16 protein-coding genes are annotated in these 20127 nt (G+C 76.2%); 5 read left to right on the forward strand and 11 right to left on the reverse strand.

The genetic code is table 11. From position 1 onward, the window contains the following. Positions 1 to 149: 149 nt before the first annotated feature. Positions 150 to 2756 carry a winged helix-turn-helix domain-containing protein gene (locus FHL80_RS15045; RefSeq protein ID WP_138734208.1) on the reverse strand — a complete coding sequence of 869 codons (2607 nt, stop codon included), beginning with the start codon at positions 2754 to 2756 and terminating at the stop codon, positions 150 to 152. Positions 2757 to 2899: 143 nt separating this feature from the next. Beyond that, positions 2900 to 3367 (reverse strand): STAS domain-containing protein, encoded by a 468-nt coding sequence (locus tag FHL80_RS25600; protein ID WP_216870751.1) that lies wholly within the window; start codon positions 3365 to 3367, stop codon positions 2900 to 2902. Between the two features lie 629 nt (positions 3368 to 3996). Here FHL80_RS25600 and FHL80_RS15055 point away from each other — a divergent pair. Further along, positions 3997 to 5184, forward strand: a complete 1188-nt coding sequence (locus FHL80_RS15055; RefSeq protein WP_138734210.1) for a hypothetical protein — start codon at positions 3997 to 3999, stop codon at positions 5182 to 5184. Between the two features lie 11 nt (positions 5185 to 5195). Beyond that, positions 5196 to 8231 (forward strand): FtsW/RodA/SpoVE family cell cycle protein, encoded by a 3036-nt coding sequence (locus tag FHL80_RS15060; RefSeq protein WP_246078696.1) that lies wholly within the window; start codon positions 5196 to 5198, stop codon positions 8229 to 8231. A gap of 3 nt (positions 8232 to 8234) precedes the next feature. Here FHL80_RS15060 and FHL80_RS15065 read toward each other — a convergent pair whose 3' ends face one another. Together FHL80_RS15065 and FHL80_RS15070 are read right to left on the reverse strand one after the other, a co-directional pair. Then, positions 8235 to 9224 carry a rod shape-determining protein gene (locus tag FHL80_RS15065; protein ID WP_138734211.1) on the reverse strand — a complete coding sequence of 330 codons (990 nt, stop codon included), beginning with the start codon at positions 9222 to 9224 and terminating at the stop codon, positions 8235 to 8237. A gap of 166 nt (positions 9225 to 9390) precedes the next feature. Then, positions 9391 to 10125, reverse strand: a complete 735-nt coding sequence (locus tag FHL80_RS15070; RefSeq protein WP_216870752.1) for a DUF6544 family protein — start codon at positions 10123 to 10125, stop codon at positions 9391 to 9393. Positions 10126 to 10384: 259 nt separating this feature from the next. Here FHL80_RS15070 and FHL80_RS15075 point away from each other — a divergent pair, with 259 nt between their 5' ends. Then, the gene (locus FHL80_RS15075; RefSeq protein WP_216870753.1) at positions 10385 to 11065 is read left to right on the forward strand and encodes a response regulator; all 681 of its coding nucleotides are present in this window, start codon (positions 10385 to 10387) and stop codon (positions 11063 to 11065) included. A gap of 7 nt (positions 11066 to 11072) precedes the next feature. Here the strand turns inward: FHL80_RS15075 and FHL80_RS15080 are convergent, their stop codons facing one another. The 5 genes from FHL80_RS15080 to FHL80_RS15095 form a co-directional block, all read right to left on the reverse strand. Continuing rightward, positions 11073 to 12827 (reverse strand): sensor histidine kinase, encoded by a 1755-nt coding sequence (locus tag FHL80_RS15080; RefSeq protein WP_138734213.1) that lies wholly within the window; start codon positions 12825 to 12827, stop codon positions 11073 to 11075. A 293-nt stretch (positions 12828 to 13120) separates the two neighbouring features. Next, positions 13121 to 14053, reverse strand: a complete 933-nt coding sequence (locus FHL80_RS15085) for a universal stress protein (protein WP_138734214.1) — start codon at positions 14051 to 14053, stop codon at positions 13121 to 13123. 502 nt (positions 14054 to 14555) lie between these two features. Continuing rightward, positions 14556 to 14696, reverse strand: a complete 141-nt coding sequence (locus FHL80_RS26305; protein ID WP_342777336.1) for an ANTAR domain-containing protein — start codon at positions 14694 to 14696, stop codon at positions 14556 to 14558. A gap of 9 nt (positions 14697 to 14705) precedes the next feature. After that, entirely contained in the window at positions 14706 to 15284 is a 579-nt protein-coding gene (locus FHL80_RS15090; protein WP_246078698.1) for a GAF domain-containing protein, read from the reverse strand. A 10-nt stretch (positions 15285 to 15294) separates the two neighbouring features. Beyond that, on the reverse strand, positions 15295 to 15720 hold the full coding sequence (locus tag FHL80_RS15095) for a hypothetical protein (RefSeq protein ID WP_138734215.1): 426 nt from the start codon (positions 15718 to 15720) through the stop codon (positions 15295 to 15297). 97 nt (positions 15721 to 15817) lie between these two features. On the opposite strand from FHL80_RS15095, the gene FHL80_RS25605 reads away from it, so the two are divergent. Together FHL80_RS25605 and FHL80_RS15100 are read left to right on the forward strand one after the other, a co-directional pair. Beyond that, positions 15818 to 15991: a hypothetical protein gene (locus FHL80_RS25605; RefSeq protein ID WP_216870754.1), complete on the forward strand. Its 174-nt coding sequence runs from the start codon at positions 15818 to 15820 to the stop codon at positions 15989 to 15991. Positions 15992 to 16120: 129 nt separating this feature from the next. Continuing rightward, entirely contained in the window at positions 16121 to 17824 is a 1704-nt protein-coding gene (locus tag FHL80_RS15100; RefSeq protein WP_138734216.1) for an AMP-binding protein, read from the forward strand. Here FHL80_RS15100 and FHL80_RS15105 read toward each other — a convergent pair. Together FHL80_RS15105 and FHL80_RS15110 are read right to left on the reverse strand one after the other, a co-directional pair. Then, the gene (locus FHL80_RS15105; RefSeq protein WP_138734217.1) at positions 17814 to 19466 is read right to left on the reverse strand and encodes an FAD-dependent monooxygenase; all 1653 of its coding nucleotides are present in this window, start codon (positions 19464 to 19466) and stop codon (positions 17814 to 17816) included. The genes FHL80_RS15100 and FHL80_RS15105 overlap by 11 nt on opposite strands. Next, the gene (locus FHL80_RS15110) at positions 19463 to 19774 is read right to left on the reverse strand and encodes a hypothetical protein (protein WP_216870755.1); all 312 of its coding nucleotides are present in this window, start codon (positions 19772 to 19774) and stop codon (positions 19463 to 19465) included. The genes FHL80_RS15105 and FHL80_RS15110 overlap by 4 nt, the downstream gene beginning before the upstream one ends. Positions 19775 to 20127: the final 353 nt, after the last annotated feature.

A 20127-nucleotide genomic window follows, 5' to 3' on the forward strand; every position in this document is an offset into this window, starting at 1 on the left:
GGCGGCGGGTCAGGCCCGACAGCGGGCGCTCGCGCACCGCAGCAGGTCGACGTGCCTGCGCTCGACGAGTGCAAACCCGACAAATCCGACCGGTTGCATGCGGATTACCTTAGCGGGGTGCCGGCGTCCGGGGGCAAGAGGTGCTCGGGCTAGAGCAGCCCGCGCTGCCGGGCCGCGTTGATCGCCTGGCGTCGGCTCTGGGAACCCAGCTTCAGGTAGATCGAGCGGACGTGGGTCTTCACCGTGTTCAGCGAGACCTGGTGCCGTGCGGCGATCTCCTCCAGGGTGAGCTGGGCCGGGAGGTCGGTGAGCAGCTCCAGCTCCTTGGGCGTCAGCAGGGCGTACGGGCTCCGGTCCCGGACGCGGGCACCCGCGCGGATCGTCGTCACCAGGGGGTCGAGCCGGCCGAACCGGGACGCGTCCTCGTCCAGCAGGGCCGGGACCCCGGGCATGTCCAGGAAGGCCCGCAGCGCGCCCAGCTCGTCGGCGATGACGAGGGCCGCCTGCAGCGCCTCGTGGCAGCGGGCGTGCTGGCCCTCCTGGCCGGAGAGGACCGCCTCGGCCAGCCAGGCCACCTGCAGGGTCAGCGGGTGGGCGCAGCGGAGCGTGCCGTCCAGCACCGGCGCCAGCCGCCGGCGGGCGGCGTCCCCGCGGCCCCGGGCGAGGTGCTCGGTGGCGATGAGCACCTCGAGCTCCCCGCCGGGCCCGACCCGCACCCGCAGTTCGTGCAGCGCCTCGGCAGCCCAGTCCGGCCGGCCCACCAACCAGCTGCAGCGGTGCTGGGCGTAGGCCAGGTGCACGACGAGCAGGGTGGGCAGTCGCTGACCGCGGAACTGCACCCAGCTCTCGTGCATGCGCCGGGCGGCCTGAGCAGGCCACGTGCCGTCCTCGATGTCGAGGATGCCCAGCAGGGTGGTCAGCGCCAGCTCGACCACCGCGTCCCGCGACCCGGTCAGCGCGCTCCGGGCACGCTCCGCCAGGTTCCGCGCGCCGTCGTCGTCGAGCCGCTGGTAGGCCGACTGCGCGCCCTGCAGGAGGGCGGCGGCGACCTCGGCCCCGCGCAGCGCGTCGACCCGGGCGGCCACCCGCACGGTCTCGTCCGCCAGCAGCCAGGTGCGCCGGAAGTCGCCGCGGCTGCTGGCCAGCGCACTCAGCCCGGCCGTGGCCCGCAGCAGCACGTGGTCGTTGTGCGCCGACACGGCCAGCTGGGCTGCGGCGGCGAGCTCCGCGCCGGCCTCCTCGAGCTCCCCGGCCAGCAGCAGGACCAGACCGCGGTTCAGGCGCAGCAGGAGCCCCAGGTCGTCCGCGCGGCCGTCGGACGCCGGAGCGCTGGCGGTCAGCGCGGCGTCGGAGAGCGCGAGGTCACCGTGCCGGGCCTGCTGCAGGTAGACCAGCGATCGGAGCGGGGTGGCATCGTCGTCCTCGACGGTCCTCCGGGGGCGGGGGATGCGGCTGGGCAGCGATGAGCCCAGCTCCAGCTCCGCCAGGGTGGTCAGCTCCTGGACGTCGGCGTCGGCCCGGACGCCGTCCAGGCTCGAGTCGATCAGCCGGAGCAGCTGGCCAGCCCGGCCGCCGGCGAGCAGCGTGGGCCCGTGCGCCACCAGCATCCGGGCGGCTAGGCCGTCGTCACCGGCGGCGACGGCGTGCCCCAGCGCCTCCAGCAGGGAGCCCCGATGGGCGAGCCAGCCCGCGGCGCGCGCGTGCGCGGCGTCCAGCAGCCCGGGGCTCGTCCGGCGCAGCTCGGCGGTCAGGGAGCTGCGGAGCAGGGGGTGCAGGCGGTACCAGCCGCTGGGCTGCACGAGGCGGTCCACGAGCGCGTTCTCCCGGTACAGCCGTTCCAGCAGCGCTGGCGCGGTCGGGTCGCCGGTGACCGCGACGGCGAGGTCGGCGGAGAGCTGCTCGGGCACGGCGCACAGCCGGAGCAGGTCCCGCTCGGTCGGCGTCAGCCGGTGCAGGACCTCGGCGGCCAGGTAGTCGGTGACCGCGCGCTCGTCGCCGCCGAAGTCCTGGACGAGGGACTGCGGGTCGGCCGCGCGGGACAGCGTCAGCGCCGCCATCCGCACGCCGGCGGCCCAGCCCTCGGTGCGGTCGGCCAGCAGGTCCAGGGGGAGCTCCTCCAGCGTGACGCCGTGGTCGGCCAGCACCTGCTGCACCGCGCTGCGGTCCAGCGCCAGGTCGCCGGCCCGGATCTCCCGCAGCCGCCCGGCGAGCCGCAGCCGGTGCAGGCCCACCGCGGGGTCACGGCGGGTGCCCAGCACCACCCGCAGCCCGTCGGGCAGCCGGCGGAGCAGCGTGTCGAGGTCGGCGAGGACGGCGGGGGCGGAGACGGCCTGCACGTCGTCCAGCAGCAGCCAGACCGGCGTCCCGGCCGCGGAGACCAGCCTCTCGAGCTCGACGAGGGGGAGGGCGTCGTCGGTGGTCGGGGCGTCGTCCGTCCGGCCGGCCACGGTGCCGGGCCCGTCGGGTGCCACGGCGGAGCGGAGGGCCTCGACCAGCGTCGCCCGGAAGCGCACCGGGTCGTTGTCCTCGTCGTCGAGGGACACCCAGGCGACCCGGTCCCCGCAGGCGGCCCGGTCCCTCGCCCAGTCGGCCATCAGGGTCGTCTTGCCGTACCCGGGCGGCGCGGACACCAGCGTCACCGGGACGCCGTCGGACCCGTCCTGCCCGGCCTGGACGGGGCGGCGCAGCAGCCAGGTGCGGTCGACCACCGACCCCCCGGGGGAGGGCCGGTGCAGCTTGCTGCGGGGTACCTGCATCGGTCCGTCCGACCCCTTCTCGGTCCTGCTCGACGTGCGGAGGTCCCCGAGGTGCTCAGCTGCCAGGATCGCGACGTCGGGCGACGGCCGTCAACCCGGTGAGAGCGCTCCACCGCGCAGCGGGACCCGGGGTGGCTGGTGGGTCACGCCCCCAACGTGAGCACGTGGTCGGCTCCGGTGCGGTGCAGGACGGCGACCAGCTGGGAAGGCGCGTCGGTGCACCGCAGGGCGGTCCCCAGGAGGCGTGCCTGGGCGTGCAGCCGGAGGAGCAGGCCCACTCCCGCCGCGTCGAAGCGCTGGACCTCGTCCAGCCGCAGCACCAGCAGCTCCGGCGCCCGTGCCAGCGCCTCGGTCACGACGGACCGGATCTCTGCCGCGCGCCCGGCCACCAGGCACGCGCCGACGGTGACCTGGACGGTGCGAGGGCCGCCGGTGTTGCCGGGTCCCGCCAGCAGCCGCGGCGCCGGCTGGTCGTCCGCGGCGGTGCCGCGGGACCGGTCACGGCAGGTGACGGCGACGTCGCGGCCGCGCAGGAACTGCGCGTCCCTGGCCGGCCGGGAGGCGAGTGCCCCGGAGCGCGACCGGCGCGACCGGCGCGACGATCGGACCACTCGACGTCCCTTCGTCCCGGTGCGCGCCCCGCCGGCGGCCGTCCACCGGTCGGCGTGCCGACACCAGCCCTCACACTGCGGGCGCGCGAGGCCGCGGGCCTCACCCGTACGAGGTGAGCGCCGCCGTACCACGGCTGGACCGCCCACGCCGACGACGAGGGACCGCAGCTGTCCTGACCGCGCGGCGGGGCTCGCAGTCCGGTCGGGCCCGGGACGCCACGGCCTCCTGGTGGAACCCGAGCACGTCACCGGCCGGGTCGCGGGACCAGGCGGCCAGCTCACCGGGGTCGACCCCGGGCGGCCGACCACGACGTGCCCGCTGACCTCGCCGACCGCGTCGTCGAAGGGGGGAGCGCCGGCAAGGCGCCGGACCCGCCGGCCGAGGACGTCCTCGAAGGAGCGCGGATGCCTCGACGTCGCTGCCGGGACAGCCAGGTGGCAGACCTTGGCGTGACCGAGGTGGGACATGTGCGGGCGCTGTGACACCGGCGGCATCGATCGGCGCGGCGACGGCGTGCCGGTGCCGACCGCGCGGCAACCCGCTGACAGCGGCGTCAGCTCGGGCCACCATGGGTCCGGTCCGTCACGGGGGATGTGCCTGGCTGAGCAGACGGCGGGGGAGGCGGTCCATGACGGACCTGACGACGGCGCGCGGCGCCGAACTGCGCGAGCCCGACCCCGTCCCCGGGCTCGCCGACCGGGACGTCCGCCCGGCGGCCGGCCCCGCCGCCGCCCCCGACGGCGTGGAGCTGACCCGGCTGCTCGCCCTGGCCCGGCTCACCGCCCCCCAGGCGCTCGAACTGGCCGCGGGCCTGCTGGCGGAGACGGCCGGCCAGGACGATCCGGCCGGGCCGGACCGGGCCCTCGTCGGCACCGACGGACGGGTGGTCCTCGGCCCGGCCCCGGGGGGCGGAGGCATCGGGAGCCCATCGGACGGCACGGGGGCCGGCGAGGCGCTGGCCACGGTGCTCGCCGAGGTGGCCGGAGCGGCCCGGCTGCGCGGCCGCCCCGCCGACCCGGCCGCCGAGGAGCTGCTGACCGAGCTCGACCGGGCCGCGGGAGACCTGCCCGACGCCGGGGTGCCCGCCGTCGCGGCGCGGCTGCAGGAGACGGTCGCCGGGATCGACCGGGCCGCGGTCCGCCGTGAGCTCGCCGCGCTCGTGCGCGCGGTCGACGACCGGACCGCATCGGCGACGGGTCCGGCCCGGGCAGGCAGCGGATCGCCCCGGGCCCGGACGGTCGCGGCCGGTCGCGTCCCGTCGGGCGGCAGCAGGACGACGATGCGGCGGATCGGCATGTGGCTGTTCTCGGTGGTGGTCCTCGCCGCGGGCGTGGTGGTGGAGGTCGCGTTCCTGCGGGACGACATCGGCGCCGACATCGAGCTGCTGCTGGACGCCGGGCGCAGCGGGTCGGCGTCGTCCACCGCGCCCGAGCCCGACGGCCTGCCGATCGCACCACCCGCCCCCGCGGCAGCCGGGAGCGTGGCCGCCGTCGACCTGCGGCCGCTGGCGCAGTGCGCGCCGGCCGCGCCCTGCACCCTGCGCGTGCTGGTGCGGCTGGTCCCGGGACCGGACCCGCAGACGGTGACCTGGTCCTACCGGCTCGTCGACCGCTGCACGGGGACCGCGACCACCGTGCCGGGCGGGACGGTCACCGTGCCGGCCGGCGGGCAGCAGGCGGCCGCCGTCGGCACCGTCGCCCTGCCCGACCAGCGGTCCGTGGCGGTGGTCGCCGTGACCAGCTCCCCGGCGACCGCGGCCTCCGCGCCGGTGTCCGCCGGTTCGTGCCTGACCGACCGACCCGACGGAACCGGCTGAGGGGGATCGCCATGCCGATGGTCGGAACGGCCGGGCTGCCTGCGGACGGGGAGCGCAGCCCACGCTGGACCCGGCGCCAGCGCCGCAGGCTGCGCGGCGCCGCGTCCGCACCCCTCGGGGCGCCGGCGGAGGGGCGACCGGGCCGGCGACGGACCCGGGAGCAGCGCCGCAACCGCCGCAGCGCCGCCTTCGACCTGCTCGCGGTCGCGGCCGCGCTGGCCCTGGTCGGCTTCGGCCTGGCGAACCTGTACCTCATCGGCGAGACCGAGCTGGCCGCGCGGCAGGGCGCGATCGCGCTCGCCGGGGTGCTGGCCCTCGCGGTGAGCTGGCGGTTCCGCGTCCGCTACCTCGACGTCCTGGGCTGGGCTGCCTACGGCGCGGCGGTGCTCTTCCTCGTCGGCGTGCTCACCGTGGGCCTGTCCGCGAACGGCGCCACCCGGTGGTTCGCGATCGGCTCCCTCACCTTCCAGCCCTCCGAGCTGGCCAAGCTGGGGCTGCTGCTGGCCCTCGCCGCCGTGCTCGGTTCCGCCCGCCCGCCGGGGTGGCGCTTCACGCTGGCGGTGCTGCTCGCGATCCCGCCGATCGCGCTCACCCTGCTCCAGCCGGACCTGAGCACCACGATGCTGCTCGTCGTCCTGTTCGGCTCCATGCTGGTCATCGGTAGGGTGCCCGCCCGGTTCCTGCTGCCCGTGATCGCCGCCGTGGTGGTGTCGGCACCGCTGATGATCAGCCTGCTGCGGCCCTACCAGGTGGAGCGGCTCGGCACCTTCCTGGTCGGTGCGCACGAGTCCCCGACCGGCTCGGGGTGGGCGCTGCGGCAGGCGCACATCGCGCTCGGCTCCGGCGGGCTGTTCGGGCGGACCGACGACCCGCAGCGCGTCCTGCGCGCGCAGTACCTGCCCGAGCGGGACACCGACCTGGCCCTGTCCAGCCTGGTCGGGCAGTGGGGGCTGGTGGCCGGCGCCGGGGTGGTGCTCGCCGCGATCATCCTGGTGTGGCGGCTCGCGCTGGCCAGCCGGACGTCCCGGACGCCGCACGGCGCACTGGTGGGCGGCGGGCTGGCGGTGCTGCTCGGGGTCGAGGTCGTCGTCTCGGTCGGCGCGAACCTCGGGCTGCTCCCGCTGGCCGGCGTCCCGTTCCCGCTGCTCAGCTACGGCGGTACGGCCCTCGTGGTGCACCTGGCCGCGATCGGCGTCGTGCTCGGGGTCCGCCGGGACGGCGCCCGCCGGCGGCTGTGGGCGCCGCCGCGCTGGCGCAACCCCCGGCCGCGGCTGGTCCGGCTGACCGCCGTCGCGCTGTCGCTGCTGCTGGTCTCGTTCGGGTTCTACGGGTGGCGGCTGCAGCGGGACGAGGGCGAGGCGCTGGCCGCCGTCGGGGACGAGCAGATGACCCGCTGCGTCCGGCTGCCCGCCGAACGCGGCGCGATCACCGACCGGCACGACCAGCCCCTGGCCGTGAACGCCGCCGACGTCGGCAGCGGGGTGGACCGGGTCTCCGTGGTGCCCGCCCTGCTCGCCACCCGGCCCGCGGACGTCGACCGGCTGGCCGACCTGACCGGCCGGCCCCGCCCGGAGGTGCACGCCGAGATCGAGGCGGCGGAGCCCACCACGCTGTCGCTGCCGGTGGCCGAGGTGCCCCGGACCGTCGCCGACGCGGTCACCGCCGCCGGGATCCCCGGCGTCCTGGTGGTCGCCGAGCCCCGCCGCGCCTACCCGCAGGGCGCCCTGCTCGGGCCGGTCCTGGGCTTCGTCGGGGTGGCCACGCCCGAGGACGAGGAGCGCTGGCCCGGGCTGCCGCAGGCCGAGGTCGTCGGCCGGGCCGGTCTCGAGCAGCAGTACGACGCGGTGCTCCGCGGGGTGAACGGGCAGCAGTGCCTCTACGTGGACCCGTCGGGCGTGCCGGTCGCGCTGGGGGCGCGGCGGGACCCCGTGCCCGGCGCCGACCTGCGGCTCTCGATCGACCTGGGGCTGCAGCGGCAGCTGGACACCAGCCTGGCCGCGGCCCTGCGCGCGCAGCCCCGGCCGCAGGGGAAGATCGGTGCCGCCGTCGCGATGGACCCCCGGTCGGGCCAGGTCCTCGCGATCGCCAGCACCCCCTCGTTCGACAACAACGCCTACGGGCCCCCGATCGACGCCGGGGCGCTGCAGGCGGCGGCCGACGCGCCGGGCTCCCCGATGCTCGAGCACGTCACCCAGGCGGTCGCGCCGCCCGGGTCGACCTTCAAGCTGGTGGTGGCGGCCGCCAACCAGGCCCACCGGGTGTGGGCGCCTGACCAGGTGGTCCCGACCGGGGCCGAGTTCAGCTACGGCGGCCACGTCTTCCACAACTGGAAGCCGATGGGCCCGATGAACCTGGTGCAGTCCCTCGCCATCTCCAACGACGTCTACTTCTACAAGCTCGCCCTCGCGCTCGGTGCCGAGAGGTTGATCGACACGGCGCGGGCGCTCGGGGTGGGGGAGCCGACCGGGATCGACCTGCCGGGCGAGTCCGCCGGTTACCTCGGCACCCCCGAGTCGGTCAAGGCCAAGGGCGGCGCCTGGTACGGCGGGTCCACCGTCATCCTCGGCATCGGGCAGGGCGAGCTGCAGGTCTCGCCGCTGCAGAACGCCCGGTGGACCGCCGCCGTCAGCACCGGGAACCTGGTCACCCCGCGGCTGGGCATGGCGATCGGGACGGAGGGCGCGACGTACACCGCGCTGCCCGCGCCGACCGCGACGCCCGTCCCCTTCGCGGCCGAGCTGGGGCCGGTCCGCGACGGGATGCGGACCACGGTCACCGGCGGCACCGCCGTCCGGCTGGCCGGCCTGCCCGCCCCGGTGGGGGCGAAGACCGGCACCGCACAGGACGGCGGGCTCCGCGACGACGAGTACGACAACTGGATGACCGCCGCGTCGCCGATGGACGCCCCGGAGATCGTGATGACGGCGATGGTGCAGGGGCCGGGCACGGGCGCCAACAGCGCGTCGGCGGTCGTGGCCGACGGCCTGCGGCACTACCTCGAGCACCAGCAGGACGTCGTCGCCACCGGCCCGGCGCAGGCGCCCTGACGGTCAGCTGCGGCCGTAGGCCGCCAGCAGCCGGCGGTTGCGCAGCGCCCGGGCGGCGCCCTCGGCCACGCACGTCAGCGGCTCCTCGGCGAGCTTCACCGGCAGGCCCAGGCTCCGCTCCAGCTCGGTGGAGAAACCCGGGACCTGCGAGGACCCGCCGAACAGCAGCACGCCCTCCGCCATCACGTCGGCGATGGCCTGCGGGGCGAGGTCGTCCAGGCACGCGCTCAGCGTCCGGACGATGTCGTCGGTGACCGGCCGCACGGCGTCGGCCACCTCGGCCGGCTGCACCGTCGCCAGCCGCGGCCGCCCGGTGACGGCGTCCCGGCCCTGGACGACGAGCGGGCCGTCCAGCTCGTCCCCGGCACGGATCTTGAGGGCCTCGGCCTCCAGCTCGCCGACGTGCAGCTGGTGCTGCTCGCGGACGTAGCGGGCCACGGCCAGGGTCATCTCGTTCCCGGCGAGCTTGCTGGTCCGGTGGGCGAGGACCCCGCCGAAGCAGAAGGCCGCCGTCTCGGCCGTGCCGCCCCCCACGTCCACGACCATGTGCACCCGCCGTTCCAGCGGGTCGATGCCGCAGCCGATCGCGCCCGCGATCGACTCGTCCAGGGCGGTCACCGGGCGGATGCCGGCCTCCTCCGCGGCCTCCAGGACCGCGCGGTGCTCCAGCGCGGTGGAGCCGACCGGGACCCCGATCACGGCGCGGACGCCGGGGCTCCAGCCCCGCCGCCCGGCCTTGTGCAGGACCGAGCGCAGGTAGGTCCGGGCGGTCTCCAGGTCGGTGACCACCCCGTCGTCCAGCGGCCGGACCGCGGCGAGCCCGGCCGGGGTGCGACCGAGCAGGTCGGCGGCCTCGTGCCCGACGGCCAGCACGCGTTCCCGCCGGGAGCGGCCCGAGCGGAGCAGCATGACGGTCGGTTCGTCGTAGAGGATGCCTCGGCGGCCGTGGCTGACGACCGTGTTGGCGGTACCGAGATCGATGCCGAGTTCCACGCGCGGGGCCCCCTGACCGAAGAGTGCCGCTCAGTCTGGGGGTGCGCCGGGGGTCCGGTCTACGGGTCGCGGCGCCCCGGCCGGTGCGGCGGCCCGTTGTCCGGCGCGTCCCTCGATGCCGTGCCGCGTCCTGCGGGTCAGGACCGGTGACCCGGCGGCCTCACAGTCAGGAGAAGCGGGCGGGGAGGATCCGGGCCCGGAAGAACTCGCCCTCCGCGGCCCGGTCGGTGCCCCACCACCAGCCCGCGCACAGGGCTGAGGGGATGGTCACCCCGTTCCAGGTCCTCTCCTCCTCGACGGTGACACCGAAGGGGTGACGACCGAACGACCCGCCGTCCGGGTTCCCCCAGCGCTGCATCCACGCCTTCAGGAGCCGGCCGTCGGCACCGACACGCAGCCGGGTGCGCTCCTCACCGGTCGCCAGCCGCCAGACCGCCACGGCGGTGTCGGGCTGCTCATCCGCCTCCCAGCGGGCGGCCCGGAAGACGGTGGGGAGGAGGACGGCCTCGCCGGCCAGCCGGCCGGCGGCGCTGCGTGACACGTCGGTGCCCGCGGCGGACACCACCGGCAGCAGCCCGAGCAGCCGCCAGCGCATCTCCCCGGTGGCGGCGCTGAACCGGTCGTAGCCGGTGACCGGCAACCCGGCGACGCGTGCCCGCGCTGCCCAGATGAAGCCCGACGGCGGGGCGAGCACCTGGCGGGCGGTGAACGGCCGCCAGCTCCGGCCCAGCCGGAGCTCGCCGGCCATGACCAGCTCCACGGTCCGCCACAGCGGGGTCCCGGGGGCGATGGCGTGGGTGAGCCAGCGCCGGGCGGGCTCCGGCAGACCGGTGAGCGGCTCCGGCCCGGAGGTCGCCGGTGCCGTCGTCCCGATGGCCAGCCGGTCCCACTCCTCCCGCACGGGCCGGGCCGCGCGCGGGACCTCCCGGCCCTCATCGCACCGCAGCGGGGACGGCCGGCGCAGGGCCGGAGGTCCCGGTCGGCAACCGGTCGCCGCGCACGACCACGACCACGGCCGGGCAGCGGGAGTGCGCCGCCACGTGCAGCGCCACCGAGCCGGCTCGGCGGGACCTTCGACCCTGGGCCGGCAGCCGGGTCAGGGGCCTACGGTCGGCGTCGTCGCTGCCTGCGCCGGGCAGCCGGACGGACGGGGTGCTGCCGTGACCACCACCGACGGCCACGGATCCCCGGTCCGGGTGTTCCTGCTCGACGACCACGAGATCGTCCGGCGCGGCGTCGCCGACGTGCTGGAGACCGATCCGGGCATCACCGTGGTGGGCGAGGCCAAGGACGCCGCCGGGGCGCTGGCCCGGGTGCCGGCACTCCGCCCGGACGTCGCCGTCCTCGACGTGCGGCTGCCCGACGGCGACGGGGTGTCGGTGTGCCGGGAGCTGCGGTCGAGGATGCCCGACCTCAAGGTCGTGATGCTGACCAGCTACAGCGACGACGAGGCCCTGTTCGAGGCGATCATGGCCGGGGCGTCGGGGTACCTGCTCAAGCAGATCCTCGGCCAGGACCTGGTCGCCGCGGTGCGCACGGTGGCCGGCGGCGGGTCCCTGCTGGACCCCAGCGCGACCGCCGCGGTGCTCGCCCGGATGCGCCGGGCGGCGGAGCCCGCCGGCCCGCTGGCCACGCTCAGCGAGCAGGAGCGCACCGTCCTGCTGCTGATCGGCGAGGGCCTGACCAACCGGCAGATCGGCGAGCGGATGTTCCTCGCCGAGAAGACCGTGAAGAACTACGTCTCCCACCTGCTGGCCAAGCTGGGGCTCGAACGGCGCACCCAGGCGGCGATCCTGGCCACCGAGCTGAGGGGGTCGGGCGCCGCCTCCCCGCGCGGCTGACCGTCGGTCAGACGTCCTGGCGCACCGGCAGCGGTGCCTGCCAGCGGAGCAGCGTGCCGCCGTCGGCCGCCCGCGCCACCGAGGAGCGACCGCCCCACCGCTCCGCCCGCTGCTCCATGTTCCGCAACCCGCTGCGGGCGACGGTGGGATCGATCCCCCGCCCGTCGTCCCGCACCTCCAGGACGACCGTGTCGGTCACCTCCACGGTGACCACGACGTGCCGGGCGCCGGCGTGCCGGGCGGCGTTGCTCACCCCCTCGCGGACGACGGCGGCGACGTCCGCGGCCAGTTCGCCGGTGACCAGGCTGTCGACCGCGCCGGACATCCGCACCGTCGGGCGCAGCGACTCCCCGGCGCTCTGGGTGGCGATGTCGAGGAGCCGGCGGCGGAGGCTGTCGGGGTGGTCGGCGCCGTCGGTGGTGTGCAGGTCGAAGATCGTGGTGCGGATGTCCCGGACGGTCTCGTCGAGCTGGTCCACGACGGCGCAGAGCCGCTGCCGGACCGGGTCGTCGCGCACCCGGGTGGCCGCCGCCTGCAGGCTGAGGCCGGCAGCGAACAGCCGCTGGATGACGTGGTCGTGCAGGTCCCGGGCGATCCGGTCGCGGTCCTCGTAGACGTCCAGCCGCCGCGCGACCTGCTGCCGGGCCGCCATGTCCAGCGCCAGGGCGACCTGGTCGGCGAACTCGGTGATCAACGGGGCCACGGCCGGGTCGAAGCCCGGGCGGCCCCCGCGCCGGGCGGCGATCACCACCGCGGCGCGGGCGTCGGTGCTGCGCAGCGGCACGCCGATGGTCGACCCCCAGGTCACGTGCCCGTTCGGCCCGTCGTAGGGGATGCCCGTCATGTCCAGGGTGGTCGCGGTGCCGGCCGTGACGACGGCCTGCAGCGCCGGTGCCTCGTCCGGGTGCAGCACCGTGCCGGTGATGTCGACCAGCCCGGCACCGGTCTGGGCCTTCACCTGGTAACCGCCGCCGTCCGGGTCGGGCCCGGAGACCAGCCAGGCGCCGTCGGCCCCGGTCAGCTCGGCCACCCGGCCGACGACCAGCCGCAGCGCCTCGTCGGGGGACAGGCCGGCCAGCAGCGTCGACCGGACGTCGCCCACCGCCGTCAGCCACCGGCGGCGCAGCTCGCCCTCGGCGTACAGCCGGGCGTTGTCGACCGCGATGCCGGCGGCCCCGGCCAGCGCCACCAGCACGGCGCTGTCCTCGGCGGTGAACAGACCGCCGCCGTGCTTCTCGGTCATGTAGAGGTTGCCGAACACGGTGCCGCGCACCAGCACCGGCACCCCGAGGAAGGTGCGCATCGGCGGGTGCCCGGGCGGGAGGCCGACCGAGGCGGGGTGCGTGCCGAGGTCGGCGATCAGCAGCGGGTGCGGGTCGGTGATCAGCTGCCCCAGCACGCCCTTGCCCTCGGGCAGGTGGTCCAGCCGCCCCCGCTGCTCGGCGGTCATCCCCACGGTGATGAACGCGTTGAGCCCGCCCTGCGGGGCCAGGACGCCCAGCGCGCCGTACCCGGCGTCGACCAGCCGGGTGGCGGCCTCGACGATCCGGCGCAGCGTGGTGTCCAGGTCCAGGCCGCTGGAGACGCTGAGGAACGCGTCCAGCAGGTCCTCCACCCGCGCCTGCGCGCGGGCCACGGTCGACAACCGCTCCTGCACCTCGTCCAGCAGCTCGGTCAGCCGCATGCCCGCCAGCGGGGAGACCGCGCCGTCCGGCCCGCCGCCGGCGGCGGGCTCCTGGGACGGCGCGGACGCGGTGCTCATCCCCTGCAGGATCGCAGCCACGGGGCTCCCGGGGCACCCCTTCCGGCCCGTCCGACGGCGACGGTCAGCACCGTCCTGCGCTGCTCCACGTCACCGCGGCCGGGCTGGCCGCCTCACCCCTCACCCAGGCGCTGGACTGGCCGGCCACGCGCACCCGGCTGCAGCTGCAGCTGTCGTCGGTCGGGCACCCGCAGATGCTGCTCCGGCTGGGGTGGCCCGTTCAGCCGCCTCCCGCCACGGGTCGCGGTCCGGTCGCCGAGGTGCTCGGCACCGTCGGCTGAGCCGCGACGCCCTCAGCCCTCCCGCGAGCCGGTGGCGGCCACCGCGGCCCGCTCCGGGAGCCCGGGCCCGACCGGCGAGGGCACCGGCACGACCAGCACCGGGACGCCGACCCGGTGCAGGACCGAGTGCACGGTCGCGCCAGGCCCGCCGGCGGTGACGTCCCGGCGGCCGACGACCAGCAGCGTGGCCGTGGCCGTCGCCTGCACCAGGACCTGACCCGCCCGGCCCTTCGCGACGTCCAGCGCCACCGGCAGGGCGGGTCGGCGGGAGCGCAGCCCGACCACGAGCGGCTCGACGGCGGCGGTCTCGGCACTGGTGCTGGTGGCCTCGTCCAGGCGCCAGCGCAGCCGCTGGACGGCGTCCTCGCTGAGCTGCCGCCAGGCGTGCACCACCCGCAGCGGTTCGCCGCGCAGCTGCGCCTCGGTGGCGGCCGTGGCCAGGACCGCTGCGCTGCCGGCCGAGCCGTCCACCCCGACCACCACGCCGGACCGCCGCGGACCCAGCGGTGAGGGGCTGCGGTGGACGAGCACCGGGCAGCCCACGGTGACCGCGACGGCCTCGGCCACGGAGCCGAGCAGGTCGCCGGCGCCCCAGGTGAGCCCGCTGGCCCCGACGACGAGCAGGTCCTCCGCGCCGGCTGCCCGGCAGAGCACGCTTCCCGGGCGGCCGTCCACGAGCTCGGTGGTGACCGCCGACGCGGGGAGGAGGTCGGCGAGGCCGGTGCGCATCCGCTCCAGGTCGGCGTGCGCCGACCGTCGGGAGGCGGCGCACGCGTCGTACGCGGCCGGCAGACCGGCCACGTCACCGGTCGGCCAGTGGAACGCACGGACCAGCCGGAGCGGCAGCCCCCGGCCCCCCGCCTCCCGCGCCGCGGCGCGGGCTGCCTCGGCGGCGGGTGGCGAGCCGTCGACGCCGACGACGACGGCGGGGGAGGGGGTCGCCATGGCTGCTCCTCTGCGCACGGTGGTCCCGGCGGCTCCTGCCGATCGTGCTGGCCGGCGGAGGCCCCGGCTCGGGGCTTTGGTCCCTGATCCCCGAGCCGTACAGCTCTCCCGGCTCGCCGCGCCCAGCCACCCGCGCGGCCGCCCCAGCGACCACCCAGACCGCCGGTGCGTTGAGGTAGGAATCGCGTCCCGTCCCGTGCGGACGACGGAGCCGGGGGCGGCTCAGCGGACGCCTGACGCCCTGACCTCAGCCGTTATCCCCAACAAACGCGCCGAATCCCGGGTGGCGTCCCCGGCTGAGCAAGACGTCCGGACCTCACGGGAGGCGCCCTCCGGGCGCAGCAGCAGGGGAGGGAGGCCGGGCGTACGTGCAGTCCGGTTGTGCGTCAGGTGGCCCGGCCGGTGCGCGCGGGAGATGCTGGCCCCAGCCGCTGTGACGGCTCCGGGCAGTCACCGAGGTCAGACCCCGCCGGTCGAGCAACCGGCTCGTGGGGTCGCCTCGTCAGCTCGCGGTCGCGGGCAGCTGACCCGTGGTGCTCAGGTCGTCGGCGATGTCGCGCAGCTTGCGGTTGGTGAGCGACGAGGTGCGCACCAGCACCCCGAACGCCTGGTCCGCGGTCAGCTTGTACCGCTCCATCAGGATGCCCTTGGCCTAGCCGATCACGTCACGGTGCGCCATGCCGCCGCGGAGGTTCTCCTCGTGCTCGGCGCCTGCCAGCGCCACGGCGGCGTGGCCGGCGAACATCAGGCCGATGTCGCGCGACTCGTCGTCGAAGACGTTCCGCTGCCGGCTGTAGAGGTTCAGGGCGCCGAGCTTGTCGCCCTCGACGAACAGCTGGAAGCACAGCATGCTGCCGATCCCCAGCGCCGAGGCCTTCCGCGCGAAGGCCGGCCAGCGCTCCTCGGCGGCCACGTCGTCGACCCGGACGACCGTGCTCTCCCAGACCGCGTCGAGGCAGGGGCCCTCCCGCAGGTCGCCCTGCAGCGTGTCGACGTCCTGGGGCAGGTCCCCGGTCCAGGCGCGGCGCTCGACCTGCTGGCGGGCGACCACGTAGCTGATGCCGCACTCGTCGGCACCGGGGATGGTCGCGGCGGCGACCGTGGTGATGGTCCGCAGGGTCGCGTCGACGTCGCCGTGGTCCTGCTGCAGCTGCCGGGCCACCCGGCTCATCACGTCACCGAGGCTCGCCGGCTCCCCGTCATCTGCGTCGGGGAGCTCCTCTGCCGTCACGGGCGACAACTTACTCACGCAGTGGCATCGGACAATGCCGATCGCGTCGCGCCCCGGCGGGCCCGTTCACGCCGTGAGTCACCGCCGGAGGTGCCCCGGCCGTGACCTGGACGACGCCGCCCGGAAGGAACGGCCAGGACCCCGCAGACGTCCGCTCAGCCAGGGGCCGCGGCGTGAAGGGCAGCTGGTCCACCCGCCCCTTGCACACCTCCGCCGACCCCGCCGGCACCTCGCGCCAGACCCCGGGCAGCGCCACGAGGGGTTCGGGGACCACCAGCCGGGACTCCCGGGAGGAGTGCGCGAACCGCTCCTCCGCCGGGTGGAGCGGCCGCAGCGACTCGACGAACCCGGCCATCGGCGTCGACCCGTCGATCGGGTCCTCGAGCAGCCCGGAGGTGATCGCCAGGTGGGACACCACCTCGGAGGTCCCTCCCACCTCACCTCCACCGGGTGAGGTCTCACCCGGTGGACCGCCCCACGATGGCCGCGGGCGACGACGGCACGTCGACGCGGCCGGGCGGAGGGGCGACTCCATGGTGTGGGTGCTGGTGTGCCTGCTGGGCCTCGGTCTCGAGACCTGCCTGATCATCGCCCTCGGGCGCCGGGTGACCCGCCGCTACGAGACGGCGGTCGTCGACGAGCTGGGGACCGACGCGCCCCCGCTGGTCGGACGACACGATCCGCCGGCGCCGCAGCGGGCGGTCTGACGCCAGGGCTGCCGGGCCGGCGGGTGGGTGTCTATGGTGCCCGTCACAGCCGTCGACACCCCGTCGACCTGGCGGGTGACGTCCGGCCCGACGTCGGACCCGCGGTGCGGGCGCCACGAGGAGACACCGATGGACGCAACGGCGGCCTACCGCGCCAGCCGGGACCAGCTGCTGGCGCTGCGCGGGGACCACGCCCGCGCCGTGGCCGAGTTCGCCTGGCCCGAGCTCGGCGACCGGTTCAACTGGGCGGTCGACTGGTTCGACGCCATCGCCCGCGGCAACGACCGCCCCGCCCTGGTCGTGGTGGAGGAGGACGGGTCCTCGGTCGAGCGCAGCTTCGCCGAGATGTCGCGCGCCTCCGACCGGCTCGCCGCGTGGCTGGCCGAGCGCGGCGTCGGCACCGGCCACCCGGTCCTGCTGATGCTCGGCAACCAGGTCGAGCTGTGGGAGTCGATGCTGGCGATCATGAAGCTCGGTGCGGTGGTCATGCCGACCACGACGGCGATCGGCCCGACCGACCTCACCGACCGGATCAGCCGCAGCGGTGCGCGGCACGTCATCTGCAACGCCGCCGACACCGCGAAGTTCGCCTCGGTGCCCAGTGGGTACACCCGGATCAGCGTCGGGGCGGCCGCCGGCTGGGCCGACCTGCGGGAGGCTGCCGCACTCGACGCGGGGCCCGCGCCGCACCCGGGCACCGCGCCCGGGGACCCGCTGCTGTGGTACTTCACCTCGGGCACCACCTCACGCCCCAAGCTGGTGGAGCACACCCAGGTGTCCTACCCGGTGGGACACCTGACCACGATGTACTGGCTGGGGCTGCAGCCCGGTGACGTGCACCTGGCGATCTCCTCGCCGGGCTGGGCCAAGCACGCCTGGTCGTGCTTCTTCGCCCCGTGGATCGCCGAGGCCACCGTCTTCGTCCACAACTACGCGCGCTTCGACGCCGGGACGCTGCTCGGGCGGCTGGCCGAGCACGGCGTCACCTCCTTCTGCGCCCCGCCGACCGTCTGGCGGATGCTCATCAACACCGACCTCAGCGGTGGACCGGGGACCCTGCGGGAGGTGCTCGGCGCCGGGGAGCCGCTCAACCCCGAGGTGATCGCCCAGGTGCAACGGCACTGGGGGCTCACCATCCGGGACGGGTACGGCCAGACGGAGACCACCGCGCAGATCGCCAACACCCCCGGGTCGCCGGTCGTGCCCGGCTCGATGGGGCGGCCGCTGCCCGGCGTCCCGGTCGCCCTGGTCGACCCGGTCACCGGTGCCCGGGTCGAGGGACCGGGGGAGGGCGAGATCTGCCTGGACCTGTCCCGGTCGCCACTGCCGCTGATGACCGGCTACCGCGGCGACCCGGAGCGCAACGCCGAGGCGATGGCCGGTGGGTACTACCACACCGGCGACGTCGCGAGCGTCGACGAGGACGGGTACCTGACCTACATCGGCCGGACCGACGACGTCTTCAAGGCCTCGGACTACAAGATCAGCCCCTTCGAGCTCGAGTCGGTCCTCATCGAGCACCCGGCCGTCGCGGAGGCCGCGGTGGTGCCGGCACCGGACGCCATCCGGCTGGCCGTGCCGAAGGCCTACATCGCGCTGGCCCCCGGGCACGAGCCGAGCCGGGAGACCGCGGTGTCGATCCTCCGGTACGCCCGCGAGCACCTCGCGCCGTTCCAGCGGGTGCGCCGGATCGAGTTCGCCGAGCTGCCCAAGACCATCTCCGGGAAGATCCGCCGGGTCGAGCTCCGCGGCCGGGAGGAGGCCCTGGCGGGCGCCGCGGACACCGGGCCGGCCGAGTGGCGGGACGACGACCTCCCCGAGATCAGGAGCTGACCGGGCCGGGCGTGACCGGGGCGGCGCGCACCGCCGGCCGGGCCGGCACGTGCAGGCCGTCGAGGTAGCCGGTCACCGCAGCCTCGTCGGCGCGGGTGGACAGCCAGCCGAGGTAGCCGTCGGGCCGGACCAGCGCCATCCCTGAGTCGCCGATGCCGTACCGACGGGCCACCGCCCCGGCTGCGTCGACCAGCGCGTCCGCGGGTGCCCCTGCCGCGGCGCGGACCACGGGCACGACCGTGCCGAGCGCTCCCAGGGCGTCGCGCAGCCGGTCCAGCACCGCGGGCTGGGCGGCGGTGCTGAGCAGCAGGTGCCCGGGGCGGCGGAGCAGGTCCCCGATCCAGGCCTCGGCGCCGTCGACCGTCCTCAGCCCGGCGATGTCGGGGGCGTGGTCCCCAGGCAGCGCGTGCCGGCCGTGGGCCGGCGCGCCGCCCACCACCGGGCTGCCCCGGTAGGCGATGGCCGTCTCGGTCAGGGTGGTCATCAGCCGGTCGGTCACCGCCGGCAGGTGCCCGAGCACGGACAGGGCGACCGCGCGCAGCGTCGCGGCCGGTCCCTCGAGGGTCATGGCGTCGGTCATCGCGTTGGTCTGCCGCACCACCGCGGCGCCCACCGGGTGCCGCTCGGCGTGGTAGCTGTCCAGCAGGCCCGGCCCGGCCCGGCCGGTGCTCACCAGCGCCAGCTTCCAGGCCAGGTTGACGGCGTCCTGGATGCCGGTGTTCATGCCCTGACCGCCCGCGGGGCTGTGCACGTGCGCGGCGTCCCCGGCGAGGAGGACGCGACCGTGGCGGTACTGGGGGACCTGCCCGTGGTGCACCTCGTAGTAGAGCAGCCAGTTCGGGTCACCGACCTGCCACTGCCCGCCCATCCGCTCGTCGACCAGCCGCTGTGCCTGCTCCACGGTGGGCACGGCACCCGGTCCGGGGTCGTCGACCTCGAACATCAACCGGGTGCGGCCCCCGGGCATCGGGAACAGCGCACCGATCCCGTCCGGGTGCACGAACATCCGGATGGTGTCCGTCGAGCGTTGGGAGCGGGCGGCCACGTCGGCGAACAGGAAGTGCTGCCCCTGGAACACCCCCTCGATCCGGGTGCCGACCGCTGCCCGGACCGCGCTGTGGCCACCATCGGCGCCGACCACCCAGCCGTACCGGTGCCGGGCGGTCCCGGTCGGAACGGTGAGGGTGACGGTGACCCCGTCGTCGTCCTGCTCGAGGCCGTCGAGCGTGGTGCTGCGCTCGACGACGACGCCCAGGTCGGCGGCCAACCGGGTGAGGACGGCCTCGGTCTGCGGCTGGGCGAGGTCCAGCGGGCTCGGGAACCGGGAGTCCACGTGCTCGGTGGTGAGGTGCACCCGACGGGTGGGTTCCCGCCCGGTGTAGAGCTCGATCGCGGTCTGCGGCAGGCCCTGCCGCTCGACGACGTCCTGCACCCCCATCGCGGCCAGGTGCTCCTGCGTCCGCGGGTGGATGATCACGGCGCGCGACTGGGTGGTCGGCTCGGGCAGGGCGTCGACCAGCCGCACGCGGCTGCCCTGGCGGACCAGCTCGCAGGCCGCGGTCAGGCCCACCGGCCCGGCGCCCACCACGAGCACGGTCCGGTGGTCGTCGTCGGCTGCGGGGCGGGCGGGCGGTGCGGTCATGGGGTCGTCCCCTCGGAGGAGGTGGCCAGGTGGGCGGCCCGTGCCTGGCGTCGGATCTCGGGCCGGGACGGCTTCCCCTGCTCGGTCAGGGGAACGCGGTCGAGCGGCAGGACGACGAGGGTGCCGGCCACCTCCGCGCCGTACGCGTCGGCGACAGCGGCCCGGCACGCCGTGGGGGAGACGGTCCTCCCGGGCCACGGGACGGCGAGCGCCTCCGGGTGCTTCGGGGGGTGGAGCGCGACGAGGTCCCCTCGCCCGGTCCCCAGCCGGGCGAGCGCCCGGGCGTACCGGTGGACCGCCGCGAGCAACGCCGCGGCGGTCGTGTCCCGGCCGTCGTGTCGCAGGACCGTCCGGTCCGGGTCACGGTGGCTGGGTCACGGTCACCGGGCGCCTCCGGGAGTCGGGTCCAGGGCAGGGACCGACCCACGCCCGGTCAAGGGGGCGTCCGTGGCCTGCTGCCACGGCGACCGCTGGACCTGGCGCGGATGGGTGAGCTGTGACGTGCCTCCCGAGCGAACCACCGGTGTCGGAAGGCGGTCAAGGCATGCCGGTGCCGGTCACGTGCCGGTCACGTGCCGGTCCCGTGCCGGTCGCGCGCCGGGTCGGCTCGCGGCGGCGGCGATCTCGGTGGGGAGGTGCTCCTGCGTGGCGGCCCGCAGGG

The sequence above is a fragment of the Modestobacter excelsi genome (assembly GCF_005930495.1).
Taxonomy (GTDB): domain Bacteria; phylum Actinomycetota; class Actinomycetes; order Mycobacteriales; family Geodermatophilaceae; genus Modestobacter; species Modestobacter excelsi.